This window comes from Nocardia vinacea NBRC 16497, assembly GCF_000308835.1.
Lineage (GTDB): Bacteria > Actinomycetota > Actinomycetes > Mycobacteriales > Mycobacteriaceae > Nocardia > Nocardia vinacea.
This window is the reverse complement of sequence record NZ_BAGN01000182.1, coordinates 99,094-112,746: the sequence shown is the minus strand read 5'-3', so window position 1 is coordinate 112,746 and position 13,653 is coordinate 99,094. Positions and strand designations below refer to the sequence as shown.

18 protein-coding genes are annotated in these 13,653 nt (G+C 58.3%); 7 read left to right on the top strand and 11 right to left on the bottom strand.

Going from position 1 to position 13,653, the window contains the following annotated elements; all coding sequences use genetic code 11:
* Window positions 1-6: 6 nt before the first annotated feature.
* The 6 genes from ON44_RS48585 to ON44_RS54095 all read left to right on the top strand — a co-directional run bounded on the left by ON44_RS48585 (window position 7) and on the right by ON44_RS54095 (window position 6,041).
* Window positions 7-1,368 carry an ATP-grasp domain-containing protein gene (locus ON44_RS48585; RefSeq protein ID WP_083898128.1) on the top strand — a complete coding sequence of 454 codons (1,362 nt, stop codon included), beginning with the start codon at window positions 7-9 and terminating at the stop codon, window positions 1,366-1,368.
* A gap of 30 nt (window positions 1,369-1,398) precedes the next feature.
* Window positions 1,399-2,475: a hypothetical protein gene (locus ON44_RS50460; RefSeq protein ID WP_157187310.1), complete on the top strand. Its 1,077-nt coding sequence runs from the start codon at window positions 1,399-1,401 to the stop codon at window positions 2,473-2,475.
* Window positions 2,465-3,850, top strand: coding sequence for a cysteine--tRNA ligase (gene cysS / locus ON44_RS25175; protein ID WP_040694383.1), 1,386 nt, complete (start codon window positions 2,465-2,467; stop codon window positions 3,848-3,850). Before ON44_RS50460 ends, cysS begins: the two co-directional genes overlap by 11 nt.
* Before the next feature lie 120 nt (window positions 3,851-3,970).
* A complete protein-coding gene (locus ON44_RS48580) occupies window positions 3,971-4,534 on the top strand; it encodes a 2OG-Fe(II) oxygenase (RefSeq protein ID WP_083898127.1) in 564 nt (187 codons plus the stop codon).
* A gap of 6 nt (window positions 4,535-4,540) precedes the next feature.
* Entirely contained in the window at window positions 4,541-5,260 is a 720-nt protein-coding gene (locus ON44_RS54100; protein ID WP_083898126.1) for a TauD/TfdA family dioxygenase, read from the top strand.
* A 25-nt stretch (window positions 5,261-5,285) separates the two neighbouring features.
* A complete protein-coding gene (locus ON44_RS54095; RefSeq protein ID WP_083898125.1) occupies window positions 5,286-6,041 on the top strand; it encodes a phytanoyl-CoA dioxygenase family protein in 756 nt (251 codons plus the stop codon).
* 420 nt (window positions 6,042-6,461) lie between these two features.
* Here ON44_RS54095 and ON44_RS25165 read toward each other — a convergent pair whose 3' ends face one another.
* The 11 genes from ON44_RS25165 to ON44_RS25115 all read right to left on the bottom strand — a co-directional run bounded on the left by ON44_RS25165 (window position 6,462) and on the right by ON44_RS25115 (window position 13,059).
* On the bottom strand, window positions 6,462-6,671 hold the full coding sequence (locus tag ON44_RS25165; protein ID WP_157187309.1) for a hypothetical protein: 210 nt from the start codon (window positions 6,669-6,671) through the stop codon (window positions 6,462-6,464).
* A 50-nt stretch (window positions 6,672-6,721) separates the two neighbouring features.
* Window positions 6,722-7,093 (bottom strand): TetR/AcrR family transcriptional regulator, encoded by a 372-nt coding sequence (locus tag ON44_RS25160; protein WP_051182422.1) that lies wholly within the window; start codon window positions 7,091-7,093, stop codon window positions 6,722-6,724.
* Between the two features lie 115 nt (window positions 7,094-7,208).
* Complete coding sequence (locus ON44_RS25155) at window positions 7,209-7,412, bottom strand: hypothetical protein (RefSeq protein ID WP_040694379.1); 204 nt, start codon at window positions 7,410-7,412, stop codon at window positions 7,209-7,211.
* A complete protein-coding gene (locus ON44_RS25150) occupies window positions 7,409-8,044 on the bottom strand; it encodes a hypothetical protein (protein ID WP_157187308.1) in 636 nt (211 codons plus the stop codon). The genes ON44_RS25155 and ON44_RS25150 overlap by 4 nt, the downstream gene beginning before the upstream one ends.
* Window positions 8,045-8,112: 68 nt before the next feature.
* Window positions 8,113-8,334 carry a hypothetical protein gene (locus ON44_RS25145; protein ID WP_040694376.1) on the bottom strand — a complete coding sequence of 74 codons (222 nt, stop codon included), beginning with the start codon at window positions 8,332-8,334 and terminating at the stop codon, window positions 8,113-8,115.
* Between the two features lie 6 nt (window positions 8,335-8,340).
* Window positions 8,341-8,952 carry a hypothetical protein gene (locus ON44_RS25140; protein ID WP_040694374.1) on the bottom strand — a complete coding sequence of 204 codons (612 nt, stop codon included), beginning with the start codon at window positions 8,950-8,952 and terminating at the stop codon, window positions 8,341-8,343.
* A 6-nt stretch (window positions 8,953-8,958) separates the two neighbouring features.
* Complete coding sequence (locus ON44_RS25135) at window positions 8,959-9,174, bottom strand: hypothetical protein (protein WP_040694373.1); 216 nt, start codon at window positions 9,172-9,174, stop codon at window positions 8,959-8,961.
* A 245-nt stretch (window positions 9,175-9,419) separates the two neighbouring features.
* On the bottom strand, window positions 9,420-10,655 hold the full coding sequence (locus ON44_RS25130) for a helix-turn-helix domain-containing protein (protein WP_040694372.1): 1,236 nt from the start codon (window positions 10,653-10,655) through the stop codon (window positions 9,420-9,422).
* A gap of 151 nt (window positions 10,656-10,806) precedes the next feature.
* Complete coding sequence (locus ON44_RS25125; RefSeq protein WP_157187307.1) at window positions 10,807-11,406, bottom strand: hypothetical protein; 600 nt, start codon at window positions 11,404-11,406, stop codon at window positions 10,807-10,809.
* A 143-nt stretch (window positions 11,407-11,549) separates the two neighbouring features.
* Window positions 11,550-11,843: a hypothetical protein gene (locus tag ON44_RS25120; protein WP_040694371.1), complete on the bottom strand. Its 294-nt coding sequence runs from the start codon at window positions 11,841-11,843 to the stop codon at window positions 11,550-11,552.
* Between the two features lie 85 nt (window positions 11,844-11,928).
* Complete coding sequence (locus ON44_RS25115; RefSeq protein WP_040694369.1) at window positions 11,929-13,059, bottom strand: hypothetical protein; 1,131 nt, start codon at window positions 13,057-13,059, stop codon at window positions 11,929-11,931.
* A gap of 328 nt (window positions 13,060-13,387) precedes the next feature.
* Here ON44_RS25115 and ON44_RS25110 point away from each other — a divergent pair, with 328 nt between their 5' ends.
* A complete protein-coding gene (locus ON44_RS25110; protein ID WP_040694367.1) occupies window positions 13,388-13,651 on the top strand; it encodes a helix-turn-helix domain-containing protein in 264 nt (87 codons plus the stop codon).
* Window positions 13,652-13,653: the final 2 nt, after the last annotated feature.

Sequence of the window (13,653 nt, the reverse complement as noted above, 5' to 3'; positions counted from 1 at the left end):
CGGCACATGAAGACGTTGGCTTCCGAGCTCGAACCATTCCGTCGTCGAATGGCGGGAGTTTCAAATAGGCCGATTGACTTACTTCCACTCATGAGACTCGATTTGCTTCGCAGCTTGTGGTCCTGTGAGGCCGCCGACGAAGGCTGGGGGGAAGCCTTTGATGTGAGGCTGGCCTCCGTAGAAGAGCGGACGGGTCGACGGTCACGTTGGCGAGGACAAGATGCGGACGCATTACTCGACCACATTGACGAGTCGAAGCTGACGGCTCCCAGCTTGATTTTAGCGCCCTATCAACTAACAGATGAGTGGCGAAAAGCGACGAATGGTCGACCCGGCCGAATACTTCTTCCTCCCGGTTTGGATCGGCCACCATCGGCAGTTCTTACCAACAAGATCGAGACAAGAAAGTGGTTACGAAGACTTCAAATACCCGTACCGCAGTCAGTCGTAGTAGACAGTCGCCAATTGCAATATAAGCGGCTAGAGAAGATACTTGGCGAACGAATGGTGGTTCAGACACCAACCGGATCGTCAGGCATCGGGACGTTCTGCGTACGCACTGAAGATGATATAGATAAGATAGTAACGCGCTACCCGTCTGTTCCAGTTTGGCTTGCCAGCAGATATTCAGGCGCCTTAACAATAAACACTCACGGTCTAGCTGGCAGAGGCGGTGTAGCTGTCAGCCCTCCTTCGGTGCAATTATCGAACATATCAAGTGTCGGAGCGGGCTTCGGTGTTTATTGTGGCACTGACTTTGGATTGGCGAATTCGCTTCCTTCGTTGTATGCGAAGGAGTCAGCTTGCTTGACTAGCAGCATCGGGCAAGAACTTCTCAATCACGGCTACCTCGGTATATTTGGCGTCGATTTTGCTGTCGGTGACGGTGGCTTGCTGGTTCTAGAAATCAACGGCCGGATACAGGCATCGACCTGGCTCCTGGGAGAGATGGAAGTCTCGCGCGGAGTTTTGCCAATGCAAGTTAGTCATGTCCTTGCCCTAAATGGATCAACCGTCTCCACCCAGCCAGTATCTGGTGACCTCCAGGGGACACAGCTCGTCGTGCGCAATAGGTATGGCCCGGTGCGTATAGCTCATAGCCTGTCGGCAGGAATATACGTCCTTGATGACGAACGCAACCTAGCCTGGCGGCGCTTTGGGATTGGACTGCTAGATTGTGGTGCTGACGAGTACTACGTTGGTGGCCTGCCACGTACTGGCATCACTGTCGAAAGCGGAGCGGTTCTGGCCAGAATCGCATGCCACAAAAGTCTCGCAACCGACGATGGGCAGTCGCTCGATCGAGACGGCCACGCAGTAGTCGAAGCGCTGCTAGCGGCTTTAGGACAGCCCCAGGTCGCGTGCTAGCAGCGTCTGCTACCACGGTACGATGGCCCGATGATTCCGCCGCCGTCCGAGTCCATGTGGCAGCGCGCACGTTCGGTCATGTCGCCGTTCGTCAGTGCCCTCGTTGCAAAGCCAGGTGTTCAGGCTGTCTCGATCCTGTCGTCTGCTGCTGACTTTACGGCCTGCAAGACTCGGTTCGATGAGCACTCAGACTTCGATATCTCACTGGTCCTTGATATTCCGATGTATTCCGAAGAGTGGCGGCCTCGAGTTGTAGACACGTATCGGCTCCTGTCCGATCGCATACCTAGTTGGGTTCCAAACTTTATGTTCCATGTCCCTGTCAGCTGGGGAGAAATGGAAGTGAATGTTCACCAGCTTATTTTCGACTACGAGAACGATCCGCGAACAGCTTGGGACGGAGAAAAGTGCGATGTTTATGCGAACAAGCGCGAGATTGTCTTCGACCGCGATGGTCGGTTCAGCGAACTTGTGAGCCGGAAAGTTCAGTCCGGTCAGGAGCATCTGACCAATGAAACGGCGCGACTCTCGAATAGAATAACGTGGGACATACGTGAAATGCCACTGCGGCAAGCTAAGCGTCACGGAGCTGCTGCCGGGCATTATGTTTTGAACCATGCTGTCGAGGAAGTCCTTGACTATGCATTCGCGCAGAGCGGCAAATTCATATCAAACAAAAAGTGGAAGTTCGTCGACCTAGCGGCAATCCTCGATCAGTGGAGTGGAAACTCAAAGGCACTCCTGGAGGCAGCGTTGAGATGCGATCCAACGTCTGCGGAAGATCTGGAGCGTCGGATAGCTGCTCTCGAAGAGCTGTGTAATAGGATGCCTGGGCTAGCCACTTCGGGCGACGAGGTTGTCGAAAAGCGGCGTCGTTTCCAATCCTGCATCGAAGTGAGCCCCTCAACTCTTGCGGATCAAATCTGCGCAGAGTATGAGCCGGGCACTAAGGAAATGGTCCGAAATGTGATAAACTATACATTATCCGCTAATCGCGCTGAGCTCGATACTGCTATAGGCGCCGTCGACTCGATAACACAATGGACGGATGCGGTAACAGCTATTAGGCGCAGCGGCAATAAAACGGAGACTTCAAATGGCAATTAGCGTTTACAACACACTTTCCCGATCTAAGGAGCCCTTTGTGCCAGCCACGAAGGATGTAGTTCGGATGTTTGTGTGTGGCCCGACGGTTTACGGATCAAGCCATATCGGGCACGCTAAGACGTACACCCAGTTCGATTTCATCGCTCGCTATCTGCGCTTCCGTGGGTTCGAGGTGACCTATTTGCAGAATATTACTGACGTTGATGACAAGATCATCGCGCGTGCGAGAGAACTGAATATGAGTCCCAGTGACTTAGCTACGAAGTTCGAAGAAGAGTATCGCAGCGATATGATGTCGTTGAGCAATACGAGCGTTGACGTGTACGCGCGAGCGCACGACTATATCGCCGCGATCGTCAATCAGATACATCAGCTGATCGACCATGGACACGCCTACAAATTGGATGATGGGTGGTATTTCGATCTGTCGACGTTTTCGGACTATGGAAAGTTGTCGGGCAGGCGAGAGCTAAGAGACGAGGACTCCGTCTCTCGAATCGACCATCATGATAAGAAACGTAACCCTGGTGATTTCGCGTTGTGGAAATCGAGGAAGGACGGGGAGCCATTCTGGCCTAGTGATCTGGGCGAGGGGCGACCTGGCTGGCATATTGAAGATACTGCGATCACTGAATCGTTCTTTGGGCCTCAGTATGATCTACATGGTGGTGCTGTAGACCTGATCTTCCCTCACCACGAAGCGGAAGTAGCACAGATGGAGGCCGCGTCCGGTAAGACACCGTTTGTGAAGTATTGGCTGCATACTGGGCTTGTGAGGGTCGACGGTGCGAAGATGGCAAAGAGTGCCGGTAACTTTATGACCATCAAAGAGGTGCTCGAACACTCTGACTTCCGAACTTTACGATACGCCTTCCTCAGTCAGCATTATCGGTCGTCCATGGAATTTAGTGAAGTCGCCGTACAGAATGCTAAGAACGCGCGGCGTCGGGTCGAGAATTTTGCTCGTTCCGTCGATCGGTCTCGTGACGATTCGGACGATGCTTTGACTGTGGTTCGTGATGCGCGCCAGTCAATCTTGGATCGCTTGGATGACGATTTCGATACCCCAGGCGCATTGGCAGTGCTGTTCGATTTCATTCGGCAAATGAACCGCAACGAAGTCAAGCCCGGGGCTGCGACCTGGGAGCTGCTTGTCGACCTGAATTCGCTCTTTTGCGCATTCGATATCGATGGTGCGCAAACTGAGGATTTCGAAATAGAGTCGCTACTGGAGAGGCGGCGGGCGCTGCGTAAGACGGGCAACTATTCAGACGCCGACGCGATCCGCGACTCGCTGAGTGGACGAGGAATCGTCATCGAGGATACTGCGGACGGAACGCGATGGTGGTGGCACAGCTCCGACGAGCGAAGGTAATGGAGCAAATCCGAACAAGCACTTAACCGCAGCCGAATATTTCGTTACTATAGAAAGAGGGGTGCACGCGGCCGTACGCACCTTTGAAGCATTTAGTCGGCGGGGACAGAAGGTGCACAAGTGAATTGGTTTGAACGCGGTCCACTCGTCGTGGAGAGATTTCTCGATTTGGACGAGTGTCTGGCTATTCGAAAGTTGGCAGAAGCAAGTCCGCTGGCGGCGCGTAGCTATCAGGGATTGGTGGATCCACAAAAACGCAGGACTGATTTCTCGAAACTGGATGAGCAAGAGACTGTGCAGATCGAATCTTCGGCGATTGCTATCCTTGAGAATTTTTTCGGCGAGTCTGTTTCGAGTATCGCTAATCAGTCCGCGCTCGTTTATCGGTACCCGCCGGGTGTCGGCTTCATCCCGCACCATGACGAGCCGACTGATATCGAAAGAGCGCGCTCTAAGAGTAATAGCCAGCCAGTAATTTCTGGTGACGTTACATCAGTTATTTTTCTCAGCGGTCCAGACGATTACGCTGGCGGTGAACTGTTCTTTGTTGGCCCTGATATACGCCTGCGCCCGCCTATAGGCACACTGGTTGCGTTCCCAGCGACAAAGAAATGGGTACACGGCGTCGCTCCGATACTTAGCGGCGAGCGTTGGACTATGATAATTCGGTTCCAAGTAGGCTGACTGACGATGTATGGCGATCAGCTTCGCGACTTAGAATCCAACGGATTTTGCGTTCTGTCAGGCATCAATGTTGCGGACGACGATGAACTTATCTCAGCAGCATCCCTGTTCGGTACCCCTAGTGCTATTGGTAATGGAAATCCGTCTCGGCTCATTTCGGAGATTGCCATTCAATCCGCCTCCGAGTCGAGCCTCCATTCAGAGAACTGGGTAAAGTTCGATCTCCACACCGACTCGACAGGCTATCCGCGGCCACATTCGGTTATCGTTATGGGGTGCTTGAAGGCCGCGAGGGATGGCGGAGAGTCGATTCTTTTACTCGTCGACTCGATAATATCGTCCCTGCCAGCTGACACCCGCCGTCTGCTGCAAGTACCGCTGTTCGAATTTGTTCCTGCGGTGGGTTGGTCGGGACATCGGCTGATAACCACTGTCTTGTCAGAACGGGGTGAACATTGGCGGATCCGCTGGCGGCGCGATGTCATGTCAGCGTTATCGAGACGTGCGGAAGACGCTCTGTTGGCAATGGGTGCTGCCATAGACGCCACTTCTCCTAAGCGAATAAAGCTGCAAACGAACGATGTCTTGATTGTTGATAACCGACGCTGTCTACATGGACGGGCGGCCTTCGGGGAATCGTCGGACCGTCATTTGCGGCGCATAAAAATGTCTTCCCTTTCGAGAGCCGATATGTTGGGTTCGCCTCCTAGTCTTTGGTTGGGCTAGCTTATCAGAAGGATGCGGTGACACTATGGAGCCAACGAGACTTGCAGCTTATGTGCGGTCCATAGAAAATAACGGGTATACTATTATTCCGAATGTTCTAAATCCTGAATCAGTTGCCGAATTACGAGAAGTGGCCACTTCCATCTGGCGTAATAATAATGGGCATACACGTGGATATCTTCACGAATTCGGGATTGTGCATCGTGACCTCCGTTTTGCCAAATTAGTAAGTGTTCCGGACGTGCTGGCGGCAGTGGTGGCGATCATGGGTGAGAATATATCGGTCTATCATTCGCACCTGACGTGCACTGGCTTCAATGCAACGAGCATTCATGACTTCGAGTTCAAATGGCATCGTGATGCAAAACAGACGGTTTGTGACCTGGGCCGTCAATCTGTAGGACCTCCGCCCAGAGTCTCACTCAAGGCTGGGTATTTTCTGACGAGTGTGGAGCGTGAATCGGATGGCGCAACCGTTGCTTTTCCTGGCAGTCATATAGGGGAGGTACACGACGAGGCACCAGTGCCGCTCCTGGGTGAGGCGGGAAGCTGTGTCATTTTTGACAACCGGCTTGTGCATTCACGTGGTCCGAACACGCATCACGCCATCCGAATGGCTGCCTATGTGGCATATGGCTTTCGGTGGTTGCACCCTCGAGACGATCTGGCGGATCGTGGGGTATCACAGCGTGACTTGACTGCTGTCCAACAGTATTTGTTGTGTATTGGGGAAAGCGCGCGCGATCGACACTCGCCGGGTCGGTTGCCGACTCCATGCTGATCGAGCGTGCAATGATGGTTTCAGAATTTTTTCGACGTTCAGATTTCACCGTTCCAGATGAGGCAACTCGTTCGGACGCATAGAAAAGGGCCGTCGTATCGGCGTCGGCCTCGGCGCTAGTCCGGATGTCCGGTTATCCGCGGCAATACCTCAGTGGCGGCGTCCGGCTCGCTATACCACGACCACTGTGCCTGCCACCCTGATCGAAACTTTAGCCCCTCGGCCGCATCATCGACAGCGTCCGCTGCCAGCTGGTCGCCCGCTACCCACGGATCATCCAGCCTCGCCACATTTCCCACCGCATGCCGCACCAGCAGCTCGGTCCCCCTCCACCAGTACCCCAGCCGGAACGCCAGCACTGCCGAAAAGACCAGCGATCCCGCCCACGGTATGACAACCAGCACCTGCCGCACCGCGCCCTTAGCCTTGCCCGATTCGACTGTAGGCAGGACTATTTCGTCGCAGCAGATGCCGCACCAGCGGTCGGAGACCGGCAGTCACCGCAGCCGGTTCTTCGTTCTGGATGACCAATAGCAGCCCGATCACGATCGCGTCCGCATCGACCGCCAGGTCGATGCCCGTGCCCGCCGTGGCCAGGTAGTCATGGACAGCGGCTCGGAGAAGGGCCAAGTGTGCATCTCTCCGAAGATCCGCATCGCCGTCATGCCACCGTTCGGCCATCACCTCAAGCTCCAGCCGTATCCATCCCCGGGGCGCTCGATGACCGCCGTTTCACACCACCCCATGACCAACTCGATCATATGTTCGCCCTCGGCAATCTTCTCGGTAGACCTCAGCCGCGCCAGCTGCGTCGTCGCCTGGGCGATGGCCTTGTGGCACAGCCTGTCCAAGACGGCGTCCGCCAGTTCGGCTTTCGTCCCGAATTGGCCTTGCACTGCGCCTCGGGTATACCCGGCGACTTCGGTGATCTGCTCGACAGAGGTTGCCGTGTAGCTGTTTTCGGGGAACAAAACGGTCGCGGCGGCGAGCAGGCGCTCATGCGTGCGCTGTCGTTGCTCGGTGCGATTGAGGCGTTGGCGTGTAGCTGGCATGGGGGTGAATCAGCTCCAAGATGTAAGGGAAGCGTGAGCAACTGGAAGAGGTCGCATCACGCAGGTGGAACCCGCGCTGCGAAGGCGGTGGGCAAGCGAGATAGCGGGGCGAAGTTCAGATGTCGTTCGCTTCCAGCAGGAACATCGCCACCTGCAGATGCACGAAGCAGTCATCCGGTCGGTGCGTTCCATGGATGCACTGCAGGTCAAGTGCCCGCGGGACGGTCAGCTCCAAGAGATGGGCATGACACCAACGTTCGGCCAGCTTGCCGTCCGCCTTGACGTACTCCTTGCGCTGGGGCTGATCCGGCATCGTCATGGCCCTGTGTGGCCGACATTGGCAGCCCCGCCGTCACCCGTAACTGTGGTAGGGCCCTGGCCGAGGACATCCTCGGTGCCATCCGGCCGCACCGTCCGTGGCGGCAAATCATCGGTCGCCGTGTCCGGCAACCGAACCCCTCCAGCCCTGACATCCTCGACCAACTGGTCGAATGCCTTGCACTGCTTGAGCAGTGCCGCCGCATCACGGTCGCCGTGCTCAGGGTCGTGTTGCCGCAGGCCGTAGAGCAGGAACTTCCAAGCAAGCCAGTAGACCATTTCGCCGTACGACGACGGATTCACTGGGGCGCCGGCCGCGACCGCGATCTCCTTCGTATGCCCTTCGGCTTCGCGGTCGATCAGGAAGGTCAATACCGAGAGCTGTTCGTGGATAACGTCGGGAACATTGCGGCCGTGGTCATGGAGCAGACGGTGGATACCGAGATACTGCTGAGCGCAGCGCAGCATGACGGTCGTTGGTTCTTCTGCGCCGGAAAAGACCCGCAGAAAGGGTCCGGCATCCGGCAGCGGCTGGTCGGGCTGGGCCTCGAGGGGTGGCACCGAGAAGGCCAGCGGCTCTTCCGGGGAATAGCCCATCACGAAGTAACCCGGTGGCTGAGCATCTGACGGCACAGGTGGTATCCCTTCAGGTTTCGAGTGTGAATCCGCGCAAGCCCTGGCGCAGGAGGATTGAAGGTTCGTCAATCCCAGAGCTGGGCGCACGGAAGCGGCGGCAGATCGGCAGCCACGTCGTCATCGACCGTGACGGTGAACTCCGGAAAGCCCTGGGCCAGTTCGTCGGCCACGTTGGCGGCTTGTTCGGCTGAGGCGGCGAAATCCAGCTTCAGCGCGCCAGATTCGATGTGGATGTGCCGGATGCGGCGCGGTGGACGTGGTGCTCGGACGGGCCGAGTGGATGTCATCGCTGATCACCGCCCGAGTACCAGTTGCTGGCCGGATTCGATCGCGGCCGCCAGGCAGTCGTAGCCCTGACAGAGCTGCGCCAGCCGGGTTGCTTCGAGCGGTTCCTCATCCGTTGCCACCGCAGCGAGCACTAGCACCCACAGGTCAGCCATCCGGGCGACCAGCGCCCCAACGCTTTCCGTTTGCACAACCATCACCGACGTGCCCTCGGGGACGCCGGTGATCGGGACCGGTGGCGGTGCCGAGGGCGGTGCTATTGCCCGCTGTAGTTGGCGATGGTCGACCGCATCGTCAATGACGGCGGTCAGGATCTCGCTGTCCTCACGGGCTGAAACCAGCTCGGCGGCAGCGTGTTTCAGATCGCTATGGCCGATCTGCTCGTCCGCCAGCATGACGAGGGCCTCTCGGAACTGCCGTTGGCAGGCCACCAAGTCGACCGCCGCATCCAAAATGTCACTGCCGTGGAGTTGCCGAACGCCCGCGAAGGACGCCAGCAGCAACTCGCTCGATGGCAATGCCGTACCTGGCACCCAGTTCGGGTTCGTCTCAGTCGAAGCACCGACGGCCGCCGCCGATGAGCGATCCTCCGGTGTGCCGCTGTCGCGGATGATGGTCATCGGTGATCACCGGGGCTTACTCGTAGACAGCACCATCCGGCCGGCCTCAACCAGAACATCCTGGGCGGATGCTTTCCGCGGGCAGTCCTTGGCCCGGCAGGCCACATGGATCTGCATCACCTCGTGGGCCTGCCGAACGCTGAACGGCAGCATCGGAGCGGTGTGCGCGGCAGCGTCGCACAGCGCGATGAGTTGGTACATGGCAAGGGAATTGGTAGGCATCAGGCATCGCTTCTTTCCGGTCGAAGAACCGTCGGCAAAAGGTGAAGCGGTGCCCGGCACCGGGGGCTTTCGCCACCGGCCCCAGCTCACAGGGGCCAATGCGCCGCCCGAGGGGTAACGGCGTCGGCCCGGTGCCGGGTACCAGGACTGACCGTAAAGGGACACCAAAAAGGGGTTTGTCCTGAAAGGACAAACCCCTAAAAGTGTGAAAGTTAGCGACCCTCAACCATTTTCGTTGCGCTCGGTCAAGCGTTCGGGGCCAGCTCGGGCGCAATCCCCAGTCGCCAGGCCAGCCCGCGCAGGTTGCGTCCACCCGCATCACGACGAGCCGCGCGCAGGTGATCGGCAACCGCTTCCCGGACGAATACGTCGGCGTGAACACGTTGGGGTGCAAGCTCTTCGGCACGCAGCAGCACCGCCACACCGTTGTCACGGCGTTTCGAATCGGTCATCAGCGACCGGCCAACCTCCATGTAGAACTCGGCTTGGCGGCTCTTGCTCGGGATAGCGTCGACGTGAACGTTTCGGGCTTGCTCGGCAACCCGCGCGCCGTCGCCAAATTCCAGCCCGATACTGGCCTTCCAGATGCCAACGTTGGCCCGGCCGAACCACAGTCGGCCGAAGCTACCAACTTCATCATCCATCCGGGCCGCTATGGCATCAGCTTCGTTCAGATGCGTATCTGCGGTGTCACGGTCTGCCTGCACAGCTGCAGCCAGTGCTGCCGACAAGTGCAGCATGCCGTACATCTGCATGACCTCTGAATTGTCCAGATGCGGCGTAAGTCGATCCGCCATCTTGACCGCGCGGCGATGCTGTTCCGGGCGGCTCAACCCGCCCGTGGCATCACCACGCAGCCAGGTCGTAAACCCCAGCCAAGCAGGGGATTCCAAGGCTTCGGCACACACCTGGGCAGCTTTGGCAGCCAGCAGCGGCAACCCTCGGCCGCCCAGACGTTTCGTCGTCCACGCCGCCGCGCTGTAACAAAGGATCATGCCGAGAAGCACTTCTCGGCGGAGTTCAGGGTGACGAACATAGGTCGCATGCAGTTCGCCGAGCAGCCGGGGTGTCAACTCACCTTGGACGGCGTAGTCCGACGTTCCTTGAGCCGCCACCGCCAGTTGCTCCAGATCAGCCGCAACAAGCGGCCACTCCCGCGTCTCGACCTCAGGATCTTCGCCGAATTCATAGATATCCAAGGCATCTTCGATGGCGATGAGTCCGGCATGGGCTTGTTCGTTGGATTCCGGCGCTGCGGTGTGCCAGGGGTAGGCGTTGAACTCGGACGGCGCCACCTTCAACGCCCGTGCCAACGCTTCGAGCGTTCCCCGATTGGTCAGGGCTTGTTCGCCGCGTTCCAGGCGGGCAAGGTAGCCGAAGCTGATGCCAGCAAGCCCGGCGACGACTTCGAGGCTCTGACCACGCCAGGCCCGGATCTCTCGCAGTCGACGGCCGACGTCGTTCGGTGGTACGTCGTTCATGGCGTAACTCCTTGGCGCTGTTCCCCAGTACCTGGCCCCTGGCTGCCACGGTACCGCCGCCCGCTGGGTAGGGCTAGGGCAAACCGGGCTGACCAGGCCGTTTACGGGCCAGACCTGGGCAAATAGGGGCGGTTCGCGGTGTATTTGGGCACTACTGGATAGGCCGGTTCTGCTCGTCAGGAAGGGACGCGGTCTTATCTATCTCACGGCCAGCCCTGTAGATCGCGCGCCGCATTTCGGCGGCAGCCCGGTCTGCGACAGCAACATTGATGGTGTAAGGACCAAGAGACACGGTGCCAGCAATCGGGTCGTAGGCGAAGCTCCAATATGCCTCAGCGATGTCGCGAGGTGCTTCACCTGCTTTACTGCGGTCATGTTGCGGGCCACTGCCTGTTCCGCGCGACCAGTCCTCGAAGTGCATGAGAGCGTCGCGCATGCGCTTGATGCCGGGCATCGCATCCTCGAACTGCTGTCTCGCCTGCGCGAGCACTGTTGAAACTTCTGGAGCTACGCCAGGCTCCCTCACGGCCTTCTGCATCAGTTGTTCAGCGGTCAGGAGTTGCCGGAGGGCGAAGACGAGGAATCGTGCGTCGATCTGGTGTGAGTTAAACGGAACACGACAATCGTCGTTGTCGCTGAGGCGCTGGATAGTGAGGCGCACACTGAAGAACCACCAAGACGACTCCGACACCGCGATTGCCGCGGGTGAATCGGCCGGTGACCACTCGACGAACCTGGTGGTGTCTGTCATATCCAGCATTGTCTTCGGTTGATCCAGCACGTGTCATGCGGTTTTGACCGAGAGCGGATTCATTAGAAGCTGGCTAGCGTCATGACACATCTACCTGCGCCGAGCCGAGGCCGCAAGCTCCCGCAGCGGGCAGCTCTATCCGGTCAAGCTCGACGGTCGCTGTCCGCCTGAGCAATCCGCAGGGCCAGTACGCTGTTCAGCTCGCGGGCCTCGTCCAGCGATAGCTGCACCAGCCCATCTTTCGGGTACAGAAACACCGAGTACTTACTGTCCCCGGATTGGTCGTCGTAGCGCTCCACGAACACCGACACCGGCCCGTGCTGCTCCAGGACGACTTCGACGTCTTGGCCCCGGTGGCTCGTTCCCTCATCAGGCTCTTCGGGGTTGATGTGCTCGTGGCACCACGCCGGGCAGGCTTGTGTTACTGGATGATTCATCGTTTGAACTCCCCTTCATTCGATGCCGCCCAGTGTAGGCGAACCGTCCAACATAGCAGGTCTAGTGTCCTCCCTTCGGTGCCTACTAGCTGCTCCCATCCGTGAGCTCGTCGGCCAGCACCCAGACGAACGCCACGCCACCCCTCGGCATCACCCACCCGTCGAACCGCAGGCCAATCATCTTGTCGGGCACTGTGTCCGGCGTCTTGGTGACGATGCTCTTCTGACTACTTGCGATGAAGTCGATCATGTTCACGTATGCGACGTCGGTATCGCTGTAGTCCAGCTCGATGTCGATGCCGCGGGTCGGCTGCTCAACGTCGAGGTGGAGGAGGCGGTTGTGCCTGGCAGGCTGCAGCCGATAGGTATATGAAACCTTGCACTGCTTCGCGGGCTCGGTCTCGTCGATGCCGAGGTTGACCGTGTAGGTCTGGGCGCCCTTGCGAGCGGTACGCCGGATTGGTCGTTCCTCACCATCAACCGTGAACTGGACGAGCTCGAACGCCTCCCTGGAACCTGCGTCCAGATCGCTTGTAGGGCGGTAGTACCAGGCGAACGTCGAGGCCGGATCCTGCGCCAGCTCACGGTATTCGTCGATGGCCGATACGGACACGAATCGTCGAACGCGGCTGGCGGGCACTGTCGTGTACTCGTGTCGCACGGTGATCACCATGCGGGATGCATCCGGCTTCTGCTCCGCGGCAACGCCGTGAGCGTTCGAGCTCGGCGTGCTCAAGCGGATCGAAATCTTGGCGTCGTGCCACCGTTCGACAGATCGCACGGCTTGGTCGCGGATGTCGGCGTAGAGCTCGCGAGCAAAGTCCTTGTCGCGCAGGCGCATCGCAAGACTGTTGCCGATGATGTCATCGAGCAGTTCCGGGGTAGCCACCCGCCGCAGATCCTCTTCCTCGAAGGCGAAGCCCTTGATGACGGCTTCTCTCATGGCCGGTGCTTGCTCGATGAACATGCGTCGCAGCCGTTCATCGTCGGCTTCCTGTTTCTCGCGCTCGAAATAGGCGTCAAGCCAGATGCTGAAGAGGCCGGCGCCGACGAGGATGCCACCCAGTTCGCTCCACGGAATCGCACCCAGCCATCCCAGCTCTCGCATTGCCGGTATGACCTTACCGATGGCCATCGAACTCACGCCCACAACGAACAGCACCAGCCCGGCGAGGACCTTCTTGGTTCGGAGGAGTCGGTGTCGCGCGTCGTTCATACAGGTTTGATGCAACCATTGTACCAACATCCTGCTGATCGTCATAGAGCAAAGGAAATGGCGAGGGTCCGTCATGGACGCCTCGCCATTTCGCTTCTCAGGGGAACGGTTACCCGTTGCCGCCGGTCAAACCATTGCCACCCATACTGCCACCTCCTTGCCGGACCAGCCCTCCGCCTGCAACCGAATCTGCCTGGCCAAAGGGGAAATGTAAGCCGACGCAACGTTGTCGGCCGCAAAATTCTAGGACTTATAGTATTGAGATACAAGGTCATGGGATACGAAGTCTCTGGATTATGAGTCATGGGACGTATGGGCTTGGACAACCATGCCGACTCCTGCGAAGCCTCCCCTGTCTGACGCCACCAGGATCTTTGGTGAGCGTGTCCTCGCGCGACGCAATGAGCTTGGTCTGAACCAGGAGAGAGCCGCCGAGGCATGTGGTCTGCACTGGACCTACCTCGGCCAAGTGGAGCGGGGCCGGCGCAATCTGACCCTCCACAACATCCTGAAGATCGCCGATGGGCTGAATATCGACGCTGGGAAGCTCGTGAGCGGGCTTCCCGTGCCGGTCGACGCTTCCGGCGAGTGAAG

What these genes read in the sequence shown, in the direction of transcription:
- ON44_RS25160 (WP_051182422.1), bottom strand. Translation starts at nt 7,093, where the DNA reads ATGCCAGCTACACGCCAACGCCTCAATCGCACCGAGCAACGACAGCGC.
- ON44_RS54095 (WP_083898125.1), top strand. Translation starts at nt 5,286, where the DNA reads ATGGAGCCAACGAGACTTGCAGCTTATGTGCGGTCCATAGAAAATAAC.
- ON44_RS25125 (WP_157187307.1), bottom strand. Translation starts at nt 11,406, where the DNA reads ATGACAGACACCACCAGGTTCGTCGAGTGGTCACCGGCCGATTCACCC.
- ON44_RS25155 (WP_040694379.1), bottom strand. Translation starts at nt 7,412, where the DNA reads ATGACGATGCCGGATCAGCCCCAGCGCAAGGAGTACGTCAAGGCGGAC.
- ON44_RS25145 (WP_040694376.1), bottom strand. Translation starts at nt 8,334, where the DNA reads ATGACATCCACTCGGCCCGTCCGAGCACCACGTCCACCGCGCCGCATC.
- ON44_RS25135 (WP_040694373.1), bottom strand. Translation starts at nt 9,174, where the DNA reads ATGCCTACCAATTCCCTTGCCATGTACCAACTCATCGCGCTGTGCGAC.
- ON44_RS25115 (WP_040694369.1), bottom strand. Translation starts at nt 13,059, where the DNA reads ATGAACGACGCGCGACACCGACTCCTCCGAACCAAGAAGGTCCTCGCC.
- ON44_RS54100 (WP_083898126.1), top strand. Translation starts at nt 4,541, where the DNA reads ATGTATGGCGATCAGCTTCGCGACTTAGAATCCAACGGATTTTGCGTT.
- ON44_RS25120 (WP_040694371.1), bottom strand. Translation starts at nt 11,843, where the DNA reads ATGAATCATCCAGTAACACAAGCCTGCCCGGCGTGGTGCCACGAGCAC.
- ON44_RS25140 (WP_040694374.1), bottom strand. Translation starts at nt 8,952, where the DNA reads ATGACCATCATCCGCGACAGCGGCACACCGGAGGATCGCTCATCGGCG.
- ON44_RS25130 (WP_040694372.1), bottom strand. Translation starts at nt 10,655, where the DNA reads ATGAACGACGTACCACCGAACGACGTCGGCCGTCGACTGCGAGAGATC.
- ON44_RS25110 (WP_040694367.1), top strand. Translation starts at nt 13,388, where the DNA reads ATGCCGACTCCTGCGAAGCCTCCCCTGTCTGACGCCACCAGGATCTTT.
- ON44_RS48585 (WP_083898128.1), top strand. Translation starts at nt 7, where the DNA reads ATGAAGACGTTGGCTTCCGAGCTCGAACCATTCCGTCGTCGAATGGCG.
- cysS (WP_040694383.1), top strand. Translation starts at nt 2,465, where the DNA reads ATGGCAATTAGCGTTTACAACACACTTTCCCGATCTAAGGAGCCCTTT.
- ON44_RS50460 (WP_157187310.1), top strand. Translation starts at nt 1,399, where the DNA reads ATGATTCCGCCGCCGTCCGAGTCCATGTGGCAGCGCGCACGTTCGGTC.